12 protein-coding genes are annotated in these 14,971 nt (G+C 62.8%); 3 read left to right on the top strand and 9 right to left on the bottom strand.

The features are described from left to right. Positions 1–20 precede the first annotated feature (20 nt). The 7 genes from ACIOTL_RS15090 to ACIOTL_RS15060 form a co-directional block, all read right to left on the bottom strand. Positions 21–437: an META domain-containing protein gene (locus ACIOTL_RS15090; protein ID WP_105658452.1), complete on the bottom strand. Its 417-nt coding sequence runs from the start codon at positions 435–437 to the stop codon at positions 21–23. A gap of 45 nt (positions 438–482) precedes the next feature. After that, positions 483–2,039, bottom strand: coding sequence for an MFS transporter (locus ACIOTL_RS15085; protein ID WP_332488224.1), 1,557 nt, complete (start codon positions 2,037–2,039; stop codon positions 483–485). A gap of 98 nt (positions 2,040–2,137) precedes the next feature. Continuing rightward, the gene (locus ACIOTL_RS15080) at positions 2,138–2,893 is read right to left on the bottom strand and encodes a TetR/AcrR family transcriptional regulator (protein WP_105662609.1); all 756 of its coding nucleotides are present in this window, start codon (positions 2,891–2,893) and stop codon (positions 2,138–2,140) included. Between the two features lie 63 nt (positions 2,894–2,956). After that, entirely contained in the window at positions 2,957–3,946 is a 990-nt protein-coding gene (locus ACIOTL_RS15075) for a hypothetical protein (RefSeq protein WP_332595165.1), read from the bottom strand. 101 nt (positions 3,947–4,047) lie between these two features. Continuing rightward, positions 4,048–4,962 (bottom strand): sugar ABC transporter permease, encoded by a 915-nt coding sequence (locus ACIOTL_RS15070; RefSeq protein WP_105658448.1) that lies wholly within the window; start codon positions 4,960–4,962, stop codon positions 4,048–4,050. After that, on the bottom strand, positions 4,962–6,557 hold the full coding sequence (locus ACIOTL_RS15065) for an ABC transporter permease subunit (protein WP_400343314.1): 1,596 nt from the start codon (positions 6,555–6,557) through the stop codon (positions 4,962–4,964). The genes ACIOTL_RS15070 and ACIOTL_RS15065 overlap by 1 nt, the downstream gene beginning before the upstream one ends. Positions 6,558–6,673: 116 nt before the next feature. Next, the gene (locus ACIOTL_RS15060) at positions 6,674–7,942 is read right to left on the bottom strand and encodes a maltose ABC transporter substrate-binding protein (RefSeq protein ID WP_105658446.1); all 1,269 of its coding nucleotides are present in this window, start codon (positions 7,940–7,942) and stop codon (positions 6,674–6,676) included. A gap of 266 nt (positions 7,943–8,208) precedes the next feature. Here ACIOTL_RS15060 and ACIOTL_RS15055 point away from each other — a divergent pair, with 266 nt between their 5' ends. Together ACIOTL_RS15055 and ACIOTL_RS15050 are read left to right on the top strand one after the other, a co-directional pair. After that, positions 8,209–9,897, top strand: coding sequence for an alpha-amylase family glycosyl hydrolase (locus ACIOTL_RS15055; protein WP_400343312.1), 1,689 nt, complete (start codon positions 8,209–8,211; stop codon positions 9,895–9,897). A gap of 112 nt (positions 9,898–10,009) precedes the next feature. After that, positions 10,010–11,017, top strand: coding sequence for a LacI family DNA-binding transcriptional regulator (locus ACIOTL_RS15050; protein ID WP_105658460.1), 1,008 nt, complete (start codon positions 10,010–10,012; stop codon positions 11,015–11,017). A 197-nt stretch (positions 11,018–11,214) separates the two neighbouring features. On the opposite strand, the gene ACIOTL_RS15045 is transcribed toward ACIOTL_RS15050, so the two are convergent. Then, positions 11,215–12,555, bottom strand: coding sequence for an MFS transporter (locus ACIOTL_RS15045; RefSeq protein WP_105658444.1), 1,341 nt, complete (start codon positions 12,553–12,555; stop codon positions 11,215–11,217). 266 nt (positions 12,556–12,821) lie between these two features. Between ACIOTL_RS15045 and ACIOTL_RS15040 the strand changes: the two genes are divergently transcribed. Beyond that, positions 12,822–13,517: an IclR family transcriptional regulator gene (locus ACIOTL_RS15040; protein ID WP_105658443.1), complete on the top strand. Its 696-nt coding sequence runs from the start codon at positions 12,822–12,824 to the stop codon at positions 13,515–13,517. Between the two features lie 115 nt (positions 13,518–13,632). Here ACIOTL_RS15040 and ACIOTL_RS15035 read toward each other — a convergent pair whose 3' ends face one another. Further along, complete coding sequence (locus tag ACIOTL_RS15035; RefSeq protein WP_105662606.1) at positions 13,633–14,907, bottom strand: MFS transporter; 1,275 nt, start codon at positions 14,905–14,907, stop codon at positions 13,633–13,635. Positions 14,908–14,971: the final 64 nt, after the last annotated feature.

Raw genomic sequence — 14,971 nt, 5'->3', positions numbered from 1 at the left:
CAGGCTGAAGCAGCAAAGAGCTAGGATCCCTTGCCACCAAAGGCAAGGGTTCCTAGCTCTTTCCCGTCTGCGTCAAGGACAAGCATCTTTTCGCCGTCCTCCAGCTTGGCGGAGGCAGCGCGCGAGAGCCAGTCATCCACGCCTTCGCAGAACATCTTGGTCGAAGCCAGCGCGGCGAATTCCAGGTCTTCAGATGCACTCCAGGTACCGGCGAGGCGGTTGCAGCCATCGCTGCCGGTGATCTTGCCGTCTTCGGCAAGCTCCAGCCACGGCTGGCCTTGCTCCTTGCTGCCCCACAAGCCGACCGGATCCTGGAGTATCACGCTGGTCTCGCTTTCAGTTGGCTGGCTGGCGCCCGGCTCGCCCGGGGTCGCCCCGCAGGCGGCAACACCGAAAGCCAAAGACAGTGCCGCGGTGCGCAGGAAGAATCGCTTCATATCCCCCAGCCTAGGTCTTCGGCCCACCCGCTGGCCAGTACCGGATTACGGCTGGGAGTCTACTGGCTGGGTAGGCTCCTTCGGCCCGACAACCTCGATTGCCCCGGTCACCGTACGCTGCACGCCGGTGCTGACGGGAACGACTTCTTCGGCAACTGGCTTGCTGCGGGCAGCATGGCTATGGCGCAGATCAAGGATACCGACCAGCAAGGTGGCCAGGACCAAGAGGGAAATGGCAGCGAATGAGAGCGCCATGGCGATCGAATACCCGGCTACGTGGTTCATGCCGTAGAAGACAGCGGTAATCACCGCAATGCCCACCGCAGTGCCCACGCGCTGGGAAGTCTGCATCAAGCCGCCGGCACTGCCGGAGTTGGCCACGGGAACTTCCATGAGGGTCAGCGCCTGGTTAGGCGAAATAATGAAGCCCTGGGCTACGCCGATGAAGGCCAGCGAAAGCAGCATCCACCAGATGTTCAGCAGCCCGCGATCCTCCAGGACCACCACGGCAATGGTGGCCAGCAGGCCGAACAGGGCGCTGAGAATGCCGCCGATGACCATTTTTCGCCCCACGGTCATGACATAGCGTCCGGCGATGTCGGAGCTGAAGGCGGAGAGCAGGGCCGCGGGAAGGCAGATCAGCCCTGCCTGCAGGGCACTGAAACCCTGGGATTGCTGGACGTAAATGGCCACCAGCACCCAGACGCTGGAAACACCCATGAAGTACAGGCCCGCAATGAGCGTGCCGTTGGTGAAGCTGCGGATCTTGAACAGGGCCAATTCCACCATTGGTTCGCGCCCGAGCTTCTTGTACTTCTTCTCCCACCAGACCCAGAGCACCATGACCAGCACTGCCAAGGCCAGCAGCGACCAGAGCCATGGGGTTTCGCGGCCCTGGACGAATGGCAGGAGCAGGGCGAAAATGCCAACCGCCAGCAGGAGGCCGCCAACCGGGTCCAGATCCACCTTGCCCGCTGGCTTGTTGAACAGCGGCTTGGGCAGCCACAGCAGCGCCAGGACAATAGCCAGCACGCCGACCGGGACGTTGATCAAGAAGGTGGCGCGCCAGCCGGCGTCTTCGCCAAACCAGTTGATCAGCAATCCGCCCAGCACCGGCCCAATAGCTACCGAGAAGCCGACGGCGGTGCCCAGCAGCCCGTAGGCCCGGCCACGGGCCGCGCCACGGAAGTGCTGCTGGATCATGCCCATCACTTGGGGGTTGAGCAGGCCCGAGCCAACGCCCATGATGAAGCGGGCAATGTTCAATACCAGTGGATCCGCGGCCAGCCCTGCGAGGATGCTGGCGGCTGTGAAGATCGCCAAACCCGCCACGAACATCACGCCACGGCCCAGCAGGTCGCCGGCGCGTCCGGCAGCAACCAGCACCACGCCGAAGGTCAGCGCATATCCGGCCAATACCCACTGCAGGTCCGCTTCGGTGGCGTGCAGGGTGGAACCGATGGCAGGAAGAACCACGTTGACGATGCTGACCGAAACCAGCGACATGAACATCGCTGCCAGCAGCACGCCCAGCAATCGCCATCGTGCTCCGGCCGAGAGTTCTTCAGCAACTGGTACCGGATGCGGCTTGCTCTGGGACATGGGCCAACTTTCAAACGAATTCCAGGCCGCACAATCCTGCGGTCCTTCAACCTACAGCGTTGGCCAGCTGGCTAATATTCCCTGTCGAGGTGCTTATTTCACTCTTTGTGGTCTTCGGCGGCCCGGTTGAGCTCGAGCATCTGCGCAATAGCCAGCAACCGCAACTCGACGACTTCCCCGAAAAGGTCATCGCTGTCCTGCTGCGGCAGCTCGAGCGCTTGGCGTGCCAGCGGTGTCGGAACTTCCGGGTAGGCGTCAAGCAATTGGACCGGCACCAGCGAGCTCACGTAGTCCGGGCTGTCCTTCGAGCGGCGGTCATAGTAGTAATCCACATGCATCACGAAACCCAGGACATCCCGTTCCAGGGCGCGGACCATGGCCACTGCCTGCTTGAGCGTCAGCCCGATATCCACGAAGAAGGCGAGGATCCGTTCCATCAATTCATTGCGGAACGGGCCGGGCTCCACCTTGAGCTTTTCGTCGAGCGTCAATTGCGAGGCCCGGGGGTAGGCCCGGTAGGCCCGGCGCGTCGCGTTGTACGCTTCGGTCACCCCGAGCTTCCAGTCGTTGCAGTCGAACTCGATCAGCGGATTGATCGAGATGAAGCGCCCCACCGCCAGGTTGATGACTTCTTGGCGATCCGCCACGTAGTTGTACAACGCCCGCGGGGTGACATTGAATTCGGCCGCAAGACGGTGCATGGTCAGCGCGTCGTAGCCCTCGGCACCGGCGATTTCCAGAGCCTTCTGGGCCAGCTGCTCTTTGCTCAGGGACTGGAATTCAGAGTCCTTGCGCGGGCGCCCGCGACCACGTTTTGTCGGTTCAGGAGAGGAATTTTCCTTATTCTCGGCCATGTCACGAGGATATACGCATTTTCTCTGTAAATTCCCATTAAGCGCCTACAAGTATTGAAACTCCTAAAACAGGGCCAGCAATTTCCTGGCTCGTTCGTGCCACATGCCGGCAGCTAGCGCGAGATGTCCTACGGCGAAGCTCATGCCGCCAGCCAGCCACGGCCAGGCCAGGACCGCCCCGTAGGTTCCTGGCAGCGCAGCGACGAATCCAGCGGCCATCACCAGCAGGCCGGCTGCGACCAGCGCAATATGAGCCAGCTTCCAGCGGAAGGGCAACAGCATCGCCAGCACGGCCAGCAGCGCGGCCGGAGCCAGGATCAGCCATGGCGCAGCGCTGAAGCTGGCCAGGCCTTGGTAGCTGGCATACCCCAGGACCAGGATCAGCAGCACCGCCGCGCACACCAGCCAGCCGGGCCCGGGGCTTGCCATGGAACCGCGCATCATCAGCAGCGGGGTGAAAACCTGTGCCCAGAGCAGCACGGTCACCGGAATGAAGAAGAGCGAGAGCTGTCCGCCACCGGCCGCGCAGATAACGGTCATGATCACAGCCCCGAGGATGTGGATGGTGGTGCCGGCACTATTGGGCAGCCACAAGGGAACCAGGCTGAGGATGACCGGAATGAACGCCAGCCAAATCAGCTGGGATCCGATCAGCAATTCGAGTTGCCCCAGCAGCCCGCCAACTCCCCCGGCAACAAAGCCGAAGCTCTGTTCGTTGGCCAAGGCGGCTTGCGGCGGGGCGAAAAGCACCACCATCAGGGTCAGCAGTGCGAGAGCGAAAATTGGCCACGCCAGAATACGCGTCAAGAAGTACTTGCCGCTGCCCACTTCCAGGGCTTCGGGCTCATGGCGTTCGAATTTGAGCGCGCGCGAGGCAGGCTCGCCGAGCAAGCGGATCAAATCGCTCTTGCGGCGTCCGCCGCCAGGCAGGCGGAGAATCTCCTGCTTGGTGGTTTCAATGACTTCGTTGCGTTCTTGCAAAGACAAGAAATCCAGCGCACGGCGAAGTTGCTCCAAGTAGTTGCGGGCGGCGCGCGGCAAGTAGGGCTTCATGCCTTTTACTCTACGTGCTCCGGCCCATGGGCTGACGCAGGCAAAATGGGGCAACGCCAGTGGCGTTGCCCCATCTGCCCGAAGCGGTCAGTTGCTGCGGGCTACTTGCCTGCGCCGGCGGTCAGGCCGCCGACAATGTACTTCTGCAAGAACAGGAACAATGCCATCACCGGGATCGCTGCCAGTACCGCACCGGCAGCGAAGACCGACCAGTTGGAGGTGAATTCCTCCGAGACGTAGGAGTACAGTCCCACAGCCAGCGTCTGGTTCTCCGGGGAGACCAGGATGACCGAGGCGATCACGAAGTCCGAGGTGCTGGAAATGAAGGACAGCAGGCCCACGACGGCCAGGATCGGTGCCACCAGGCGCAGGATCATGGTGAAGAAGATGCGGGCATGGCCAGCACCATCGATCTTCGCCGCTTCATCGATTTCCACCGGAATGGTGTTGAAGAAGCCGTACATCAGATAGGTGTTCACACCCAGTGCCCCGCCCAGGTACACCATGATCAATGCGATCTGGTTATCGATGCCCAAGACCGGGAAGACATCTCCCAGCGAGGTGAGCAGGATGAAGATTGCCACTACGGCCAGCAGCTGCGGGAAGATCTGCACAATCAGCAAGCTGACCAGGCCCACGCGGCGGCCGGTGAAGCGCATCCGCGAGAAGCTGTAGGCAGCCAAGGCGCCGAGGAACACCGAAGCGGCCGCCGTGGTCAGGCCGATCACCAAGGTGTTGATGAACCAGGCGCCGAAGGGACGCTGCTGATTCTGGAACAGCTCCACATAGCTGTTGAAGCCGATGGTGGTGAACAATCCATTGGAAGACAGCAGGGTTCCATTGGGGTTCAGCGAGGCCGAGAGCACGTAGAGCAGCGGGAAGGCCGCATAGATGCACAGGGCCACGCCGATCAGGTGGCGCCAGCCGGTGGAGGCGAACCATTTGCCCAGGCCCTGGCGCCCCGCGCGTCCCTTGGGTGCGCCGGCTACCGGCCTGCCGGTGATTTCGGTGCTCATTAGTTCAGCTCCTCCAGTGCCTTGGTCTGCTTGAAACTGATAATCGAGATGATCGCGACGATCACGAAAATGATGATGGAGAAGGCGCTGGCCAGCCCATAGTCGCGCTGGGAGCCAACGAAGGCCACCTTGTAGACCATGGAGATCAGGATGTCGGTGGATCCCACGTTCAGTCCTGCATCCTGCATGCGCGGCCCGCCTTCGGTGAGCATGTAGATCACGTTGAAGTTGTTGAAGTTGAAGGCGAAGGAGCTGATCAGCAGCGGAGCCACCGAGACCAGCAGCAGCGGCAGCTTGATCAACCGGAAGATCTGGAACGGCTTCGCCCCGTCGATGGTGGCCGCTTCGGAGAGTTCATTCGGAATGGACTGCAGCGCCCCGGTGCAGACCAGGAACATGTACGGGAATCCGAGCCACAGATTCACCCAGAGCACGGAGAACTTCGCCAGCCACGGGTCGGTCAGCCAAGGGATCTGCGCTCCGCCCAGGAGCACCTGGTTGACGAACCCGAAGTCGCGGTTGAGCATGCCGGCCCAGACCAGCCCGCCCAGGAACGCAGGGAATGCGTAAGGCAGGATCGAGATGACGCGGTAGACCTTCCGCCCCTTCATGCGCAGGTCGTTGAAGACAATCGCCAGGAACAGCCCGAGGAAGAAGGTGGTCGCCACCGACAGGAAGGCGAAGGCGAAGGTCCACACGGTGACAGAGAACAGGGCGTTGCGGATCGAGGAATCGGTGACCGCACGGGTGAAGTTCTCGAAGCCCACGTTGATGGACCAGCCGGGCATCAGCTGCGAGCCGTCTTGCGCGGTATACGCGCCCACGCCGGTGTCCCGGTACACCACGCCGGTCTGCTGATCGGTCATGGTGTCCGCGGCTTCATCATGCTTGATGGAGGACGTGTACTGGTAGGCGGTGCGGCCATCGCTGGTGCGCACGGTGCCATCTGCCGGGTTCTCGGTGAATGGAACGGCCAGCGAGGTGACCTCCTGCTGGCGGCCCAGCAAATCGGCGAAAGCCAGTTCGGAGTAGTCCCCCAGGCCAGCGGGGTCTACCGGGACGAAAGGATCATCCGCATCGCCGAGCAGCTGCTGGCCATCGCGCTCAATGAGCATCGCCAGCCCGTCTTGCCCCTCGAGGATGGACACCGGGTAGCCGGCTGATCCCTCGACGCGGTTCTGGTTGGATTGCAGCAGCGCGCTGATCGCGTCATCCTTATCCGAGTTGTGCCCCGAACCGTAGTTGGTGAAGGCGATATACCCGGTGTAGCCGATCACGAAGACCTGGAAGATCAGCAGGAAGATGGTGCCCGGCAGCAGGTACTTTGCCGGCAGCCATCCGCGCTTGAAGTAGACCACGTTGATCAGCACGGTAATGGCCGCGATCACCGTGGCGATCGCCCAGGCTTCGCGCCCCAGTGCGGTGAAGACCGCGAAGAGCGCGGTCGCATCGACGATCGCCACCAGGATGATCTTGGCGAGCATGGCGCCAGTGGAGGTACTGGTGGCGTTGGCGAAGCGCCTGGCTGCCGGTGACAGCTTGGGCTTCGTCTCCTCGGTGCCGGGTTGCGGCCCTTGGCGGGCGGTCTTTGTCATCTTCCAGATGTCCCTGTCGATCAAGTGCAGTTAGCGCTGGTGAATTGCAGGCGCTGGGGCCCGGAGGAGTTCCTCCCGGCCCCAGCGCCCATCGTTGTGCCTGGTGGCAGGCGTTCCTACTTCGAGATGGCCTTTTCGATGTCCGAGGTCATCTGCTTCCAGCGCTTGGCCGGATCAGCCTTGCCGGTGATGATCTCGGCCTCGGCTACGCCCCAGAACTCCCATACGGCAGCCATTTCCGGGATGTTCGGCATCGGCACGCCGTTGGCGCCGACCTCGCCGAAGGCAGCGATGGTTTCATCGGCCTTGGCCGCTTCGAATGCCGCCTTGTTTGCCGGCGGGCGGTTGCCTACCTCGTACAGTTCGGTCTGGACTTCTTCGGTGCCGATGTAGTTGGTCAGGAATTCGGTAGCGGCCAGCAGGTTCTCGGTCTTCGCGGAAACGAAGAAACCCTGCACGGCGACGAATGGCTGGGCCTGCTCGCCACCGGCCGATGGAATCGGGTCGATTTCCAGGTTGATTTCAGCTTCTTCTACTGCTTCCACGTTCCATGGACCGGTCAGGAAGAATGGCGAGTCGCCGGAGACGAACTTCTCCTTGGCAATGTCCCCGTCGAGGCTGGTCTTCAGGTTGCCTTCTTCGCCCTCTTCAGCCAGCCACTTGGCGAATTCGATGCCGCCCTCGTTGCCGATCTGCAGATCTGCCGGGTCATAAGCGCCCGTATCATCGGTGCCGAACACCGGTGCGCCGAAGGAGGTCTGGAACGGGTAGGCGTGGAATGGATCGCCGACATCAGAGACCTGGACCAGGAACGGGAATTCGGTGCCGGCCTTCTCGCCGGCGGCAATCATGTCATCGAAGCTCTTTGGAGCTTCCTTGACCAGATCCGCATTGCGCAGCAGGGCCAGGTTCTCGGTGGCGTAGGGAACGCCGTAGGTGTTGCCCTCGTAGCTCATGGCGTTGACCGCGACGTCCTGGAACTCGCCGGCCTTGTCGCCCAGCTCAACTGGCTGGACTACGCCGTTGTTGACCAGGTTGCCCAACCAGTCGTGGGCGCCGATGGTGATATCCGGGCCCTTGCCGGTTGGAACCTGGCGCAGGAAGTCTTCCTGGATCTTGGAGAAGTCCTTGATCACGAGGTCCACCTTGACCCCGGACTGCTTCTCGAAGTCAGCTGCTGCATCCTTGAGCACTGGCTCGCGGTTGGCGTCGACCCAGACGGTCAGCTTGCCGCCGGAGGCAGCTGCCGGCGAGGATTGCGCCGCTGCGGGGCTGGAGGAAACTGCTGGCGTGTTGGAGCCAGACCCGCCGCAGGCGGTGAGCGAGAGTGCGGCAATGGCCGTCAGTGCTCCGCCGAGAAGCCAAGGGTGCTTATTCACCTTCATGGGATGTCCTTTCGTGACAACTGTGTCATCAGGGACCGGGTCGGCCGCGATTTCCGCTGGGCCTGCCGGTCGGGTCTTTAGTGGTGCGAGTAACACATTGACTGTAAGCGTTTACAGCGTGGCACAGATCATGAAAATTGACAACAATGCCGATAAAATCAGTTTTATCGGCCGAGGCGCGAATTCTGACCTCACCATGGAACGAAGGCTTTGAAGCATAATTGCAAGCGTTTACAAACTCTGGTGAATCATTTATCGTTACCGTCATGACTTCAATTCGTTCAGCAGCTGATTCCCTTGTGCAATCCGAAGACTCGCAGTGGTGGCGCTCCTCGGTGATCTACCAGATCTACCCGCGCTCCTTCGCCGATTCCAATGGCGATGGGATGGGCGATCTGCGCGGCATTACCCAACGCCTGGAAAGCATCGCTCAGCTTTCGGTCGACGCGATTTGGCTGTCGCCATTCTTCACTTCCCCGCAGAAGGACGCCGGATACGACGTATCGGACTACTGCGATGTGGATCCGCTGTTTGGAACCCTGGAGGACTACGACGCGATGGTGGCCAAGGCCCACGCATTGGGCCTGCGCGTCATCATCGACCTGGTTCCGAACCACTGCTCGGACCAGCACCCGTGGTTCCAGGAAGCGCTCAAGGCCGCGCCCGGCTCCCCCGAACGCGACCGCTTCATCTTCAAGGACACCCCGGCAACCGGGCTCCCGAATAATTGGGATTCAGTCTTCGGCGGCCCCATGTGGACCGAAACCACGAATCCTGATGGCAGCGCCGGCCAGTCCTACCTGCATATCTTCGACTCCTCGCAGCCGGACTTCAACTGGCACAACGAGGAAGTGCGCGCGATGTTCCGCGACGTCCTGCGCTTCTGGCTGGACCGGGGCACCGACGGCTTCCGCGTTGACGTGGCCCACGGGCTGATCAAGGCCGAGGGCTTGCCGGACTTCACCCCGGACCCATCCGGTGCCTCCATGGGCGGCACCGACGAACTGGCTCCGTGGTGGGGCCAGGATGGCGTGCATGAGATCTACCGCGACTGGCGCAAGGTCATGGACGAGTACGACGGCGAGCGCGTGCTGTGCGCCGAGGCTTGGGTCAATCCCCTGTCGCTGATGGCCAAGTGGGTGCGCGAGGACGAGATGCACCAGGCTTTCAACTTCCCTTATCTCTCTTGCGACTTCGATGCCCAGCAGATCCGCGAAACCATCGACCAGTCTCTGGAGGAGTTCGGCAAGGTCGGCGCCCCGAGCACTTGGGTGCTCTCCAACCATGACGTGGTGCGCCATGCGACCCGCTTGGCGCTGACCGATGAGAACCCGCAGGGCGAGGGCATCGGCCTGAACACCCCGAACCTGCCGGAGGCTGCCGTGGGATTGCGTCGCGCTCGTGCTTCCAGCGCGTTGATGCTGGCCCTGCCAGGTGGCGCCTACATCTACCAGGGCGAAGAGCTGGGCCTGCCAGAAGCCGTTGAACTGCCAGATGAGGCGCGCCAGGATCCTACCTGGTTGCGCACCAATGGCGAGCGCTACGGGCGTGACGGCTGCCGGGTGCCCTTGCCCTGGGAAAGCGGCAAGCCCGCTTTCGGCTTCAGCGCGACCGGTGAAAGCTGGCTGCCGCAGCCGGCAGGCTGGGACTCCTACGCCCGCGATGCGCAGGTCGATGACCAGTCCTCCACGCTGAACCTGTACCGCCGCCTGTTGCAGCTGCGCCAGGATCATGCACTGGGCACCGGCACCCTGGATTGGGTCGAAGGTACCGGAGATGATGTTCTGGCTTTCGCCAACGGCACTGTGCTGGTCGTGGCCAACTACGCTGCAACTGCACAGCCTTTGCCTGCCGGTGCGCAGGGCGCCACCGAACTGGTGCGCAGCCAAAGCGAGATTTCGGCGGAATCGGGAATGATTCCGGGCGAAACCACGCTCTGGTTCCAGTTGCCGTAGCCGGCAATCTGCTGACCGGCTGCAGCCGCACCGGGTAATGTTGGGCAGGAGCCGTGGCCAGGGGAAGGAATTTCCCCTAGCCACGGCTGTGCCTATGAAGGAAGGAAGAGAAGTGGCCGGGATCAAAGACGTCGCACAAGCCGCTGGCGTATCCATTGCCACCGTCTCGCGCGCATTATCTGGCCGGGGTTCTGTCTCCGCGTCCGCGCAGGAGGCTGTGCAGCGCGCCGCCACCGAGCTGGGCTATGTGGTCTCATCTTCCGCGTCCGGGCTGGCCTCGGGACGCACCCGCAACATCGGCGTGCTCGTTCCGGTGATCAACCACTGGTTCTACGCCTGCGTGCTGGAAGGCATTTCCAGCCGCTTGATGGACGAGGGCTATGACACCACCCTCTATCAGCTGACCAAGGACCGCACCCAGCGCGAGAAGATCTTCTCCGATTTCCTGCTGCGCCAGCGCGTGGATGCGGTGATCGCGGTCAACGTCGAGTTGGCTGGGGACGAGGTCCAGGCGCTGCTGGCCATGGACAAGCCCCTGGTTGGCGTGGGAGGACCGCTTCCCGGTGTGCCGACCCTGCACGTGAATGACGAAGCGATTTCTGCCCTCGCGACCGGGCACCTCATCTCCCTGGGCCATGAACGCATTGGCTTCATCGGCGGCAACGCGGAAACCGATGTGGATTTCATGGTGCCCACCCACCGCCGCACCGGCTACGAGCGGGCGCTGGCCGAGGCTGGACTTGAACTGGATGAGTCGCTGTTCGCCAGCGCGGACTTCTCCATGGCCCAGGGCTACGCGGTGGCCAAGCAGCTGCTGGGCAACCCGGCATCCCGACCGACGGCAGTGTTCGCAGCCAGTGATGAAATGGCCATTGGCGCGATCCTGGCCGCCCGCGATCTCGGTTTGCAGCTGCCCCATGACCTGTCGGTCATCGGCGTGGACAATCACGACCTGGCCGAGCTCTTCGGCTTGACCACCGTCGAGCAGCGTCCGCATGAGCAGGGGCAGCTGGCGGTCGCCATGCTGCTGCGTGCTATCCGTGGCCAGGAACCGGCGCAGGCCCACGAGTTGGGCCATCGGCTGATCGTACGTTCCTCCACCACCCGCCCCGCCCAGTAACCTGGCCAGGCAGTCGGGTCCCGCATGCCGGCGGCCTAGGCGCAATGGATGGCGGTGGCCGGACGTCGGCCGTGCAGCAAACTGCCCGCTGCATCCGCCTGCTGATCGCCAAACCACCGGTCGCCAGACGCGCAAATGCCCGCGCGGGCCAGGATCGCTTGATCCCTTGCCTGCGCGGGCATTATGCTGCCGCGAAACTAGTGCGCCACGCGCGAGTCGGCCTGTTCGCCCTCAATTTCTTCCACGTGCAGGTTGCGTCCACGGGTCTCGCCCACCCAGAGCACCGCTGCCACGGAAATGATGGTCAGCACCATGATGTAGATGGCAATCGAGATCGAAGAGCCTGTGGTCTCCAACAGGATCTGCGCCACGGTGGCCGCGAAGGCGCCGCCCAGAATGGCGCCAATGGCGTAGCCAATGGAGATGCCCGAGTAGCGGATCTGCGCCGGGAACATCTCCGCGTACATCGCCGACTGCGGGCCGTAGGACAAGCCCAGGCCAACGGTCAGCACGAAGATCGCAATGGTGTACAGCACGATGTTTCCGGTGTCGACCATCAGGAACATCGGGATCATCCAGATGAACACCAGCGCGTAGCCGATCACGAAGGTATTGCGGCGCCCGATCTTGTCCGAGAGCCAGCCGCCGACCAGGGTGAAGATCAGCCAGCCCACCGAACCGATGGTAGTAGCCAGGAGGATCGGTGCCACCGGCATCTCGAGGACCTTGGTGGTGTAGGAAATGAAGAACGCGATCACCAGGTAGCCGGCGGCGTTGTTCGAGATGAAGATCAGCGCGGCCTGCAGGACCTGCTTGGAATGGCTGGTCATCAGCTCGCGCAGCGGGGTGTGCTCGGAAGCCTTGCGCTGGGCGAGCTGCTTGAAGACCGGGGATTCCTCAACCGCACGGCGGATCATGTAGCCCACGAAGATCAGCGCAATGGAGAGCAGGAACGGAATGCGCCAGCCCCATGCGGCGAACTCTTCCGGGCTCATCGCAACGCGCAGGATGTAGAGCAGGCCGGTAGCCAGGATCATGCCGATGGGCACGCCGATCTGCGGGTAGGCGCCGAAGTAGCCGCGGCGATCCTTCGGTGCGTGCTCTACCGCCATCAAGGCTGCACCGCCCCATTCGCCACCGGCCGAGAAGCCCTGGACTACGCGCAGGAGCACCAGCAGGATTGGCGCGGCCACGCCGATGGACGCGTAGGTTGGCAGCAGGCCAATCGCCGCGGTGGCAACGCCCATGAGGATCAGGGTGAGCACCAGGATGCGCTTGCGTCCGTAGCGGTCGCCCAGGTGGCCGGCAACCACTGCGCCCAGGGGACGGAAGAAGAAGGAGATGCCGATCATTGCGAAAGAAAGGATCTGCGCGACACCCGGATTCGACTGCCCCAGGGGCTCGAGGAACAACGGGGTCAGCAGGGTCGCGGTGAGCTGGGCGAAAATGAAGAAGTCGTACCACTCAATGGTGGTGCCCACCAGGGTGCCGGCAAGAACCCGGCGCTCCTCCTGGGTGCGAGTGACAGTCGATGACATGAGTTGGCCTTTTGCGAGTTGTTTACCGACCGTTCGGACGGTTTATGTCGCACACCATCATACGCCCACAGTGAAGCAGATCACAAGATCTATCCAAATCGTGACCAGCTCCAGCCAGGCGCCCTCTCCCGCAATGGGCTGGGAATTCGGTGTTCTAATAGAGAACGACTAAAATCGGATATAGATCACCGACCGCTTGGTCCCCAGATTCACTACGAAGGCCCTCGACGACGTTCCAGCAGCGCCGCACGCCAGATTGAAGAGCAATGCCTACCTCCCAGACGCTTTCGCGTGGAATCCGCGTCCTTGAAATCGTCGCCAATTCCCCGGTCAACCTTTCCATCGCGGAAATCGCCGCGAAACTGGAAGTCCACCGCTCCATTGCCTACCGCATCATCCGCACCCTGGAGCAGCATCACCTGCTCAACCGCGACGAGGCCGGGCACATCCGTTCCGCTTCCGGCTTGGCCGTGCTCGCCCGCTCGGTCCAGCGCGACCTGCAGGCGGCCGCCACCCCGGAACTCACCGCGCTGGCCAACGAGCTGTCGATGACTGCTTTCGTAGCCGTCTGGGAACACGACCTGTGCACCACCTTGCAGTCGGTCTCCCCGTTGAACTCCCAGCGCGCGATCGTCCATCGCCCGGGCTCGGTGCACGGCATGGATGTGGGAGCAGCCGGCATCGCGATCCAGTCGCGCTATGCCAAGGCCGAGTGGGATGCCCTGGACACGGGCATCGAGTACCGCGAAGCTGCCGTCGCGGCCCGGATTGACGGCTATGCCACCAGCGAGAATGAAGTCATCCAGGGCGTGACGTCCATTGCCGTTCCGATCCAGCATTCCGGGCAAACCCCGGCGGCCTTGGCCGTCGTCTTCGCCGCCAGCACGGTCGGCGGGTACGAGCGCATGATCGAGGAACTCAAGCACGCAGCGGCGCGCATCAGCGAAAAGCTCGCGCACTAGCAATTCCCGGCGGGGAAAGAAGCATCCCGTTGCCCTTCGCCTGCTGGGCGAGGTGCAACGGGATGCTTCTTATCCAGCTTTGCTGGCCGGCCGCAAGATGCGCAGAGTTCTTGCCCTAGCGGACGCGGGCCAGCGTCGGGGACTTCGCGACAACGATCTTCATCGCCACAGCGGCCAGGAAGATCACCAGTGCGCCACCGGTGGAGACCCAGAAGGCGCCGAGGTAGCCCAGGGTCTCGGCGAAGACGCCGGCCAAGCCGTTTCCGATCGCGGTTCCCACAACAATGCCGGCAGAGAGCATGGTCATCACGGTGGACAGGCGCTGCGGCGGAGCGACTTCGCCGCCCAGGGTCATGACCGTGACGATCACCGGCCCTACCGCAAATCCTGCGATGAACAGGGCAACCAGCATCAGCGGGACATTGCCGGCCACGTGCAGGCCGAAGCTGAGCACGGTCAGTGCTGCGCCGCACAGGATCCAGCGGTTGATCTGCTTGAAGGCCTGCGGCCAAGCGGCCACGGAGATCGCGGCAATCGCGCTGGAGAAGCCCATGGCGCCATAGAGCAGGCCGCCGGAGTTGGAATCGCCCTGCGCCCCGGCAAAGGCCAGGGTACCGGCCGCCGAGGAACCGAAGACCGTGCCCAGCGCCATCATGCCCAGGACCAGGGCACCGATCGCGGCAACCTGCGCGCCGCTGATCGAGACCTTGGGAGTGTGCTCGGCGGTTCTCGCCGGCTTCACCGCATTGCCGGTACGGTGCGAGGCGAACACCGGCACCAGCACCAGGGTCAGCAGGGCGGCAAGGTAGAGCGGCAGCACCGGATCCACCAGGGAGGCCAGCAGGCCCACGGCAACCGGGCCGAAGACGAAGCCCAGTTCATCGAACATGGACTCCAGGCTCAGTGCCGCCGAAAGGACCTTGTGGTTCTTCTTCTGCTGGCGGGTGATTGCAATCCAGCGGACGCGGGACATCGGGCCGACCTGCGGGCCGGTAGCACCGGCGGCCAGGCACATGATCGAGAGCAAGGCCGCGGACATGTCCGGTCCCGAATCGGCAAACAGCGTCAGGGCAACCAGCAGGATGGTGTGGATGACCGCGACAGTGGTCAATACCGGGCGCTGGCCCACCCGGTCAGCCAGATAGCCGATGCTCGGACCGCCAATGGCGGACCCCAGGCCAACCATGGCCGCGGCCAAGCCGCCCATGGCATATGAGCCGGTGGTAGCAGTTACCAGGGTCATGGACCCGATGGTGAGCATCGCCAGTGGGAGGCGTGCAAGGAAAGTAAGCGGCAGGAAGGGTGCTCCCACCAAAGGGACTAACGCGGAGTATCCGGACATCTTCTCGGATTCCTCACTGTTTTCCTTCGACAAAGTAGGCTGAGTCAACAAAACTCCATGAAGAAGCGTGCGTCGTCCCACACCCCCCGACGCACAAAATTTCCCAGGCATG

The sequence above is a fragment of the Glutamicibacter sp. NPDC087673 genome, assembly GCF_044743255.1.
In the GTDB taxonomy this organism is placed as follows: domain Bacteria; phylum Actinomycetota; class Actinomycetes; order Actinomycetales; family Micrococcaceae; genus Glutamicibacter.
This window is presented reverse-complemented; position numbering and strand designations above follow the sequence as displayed.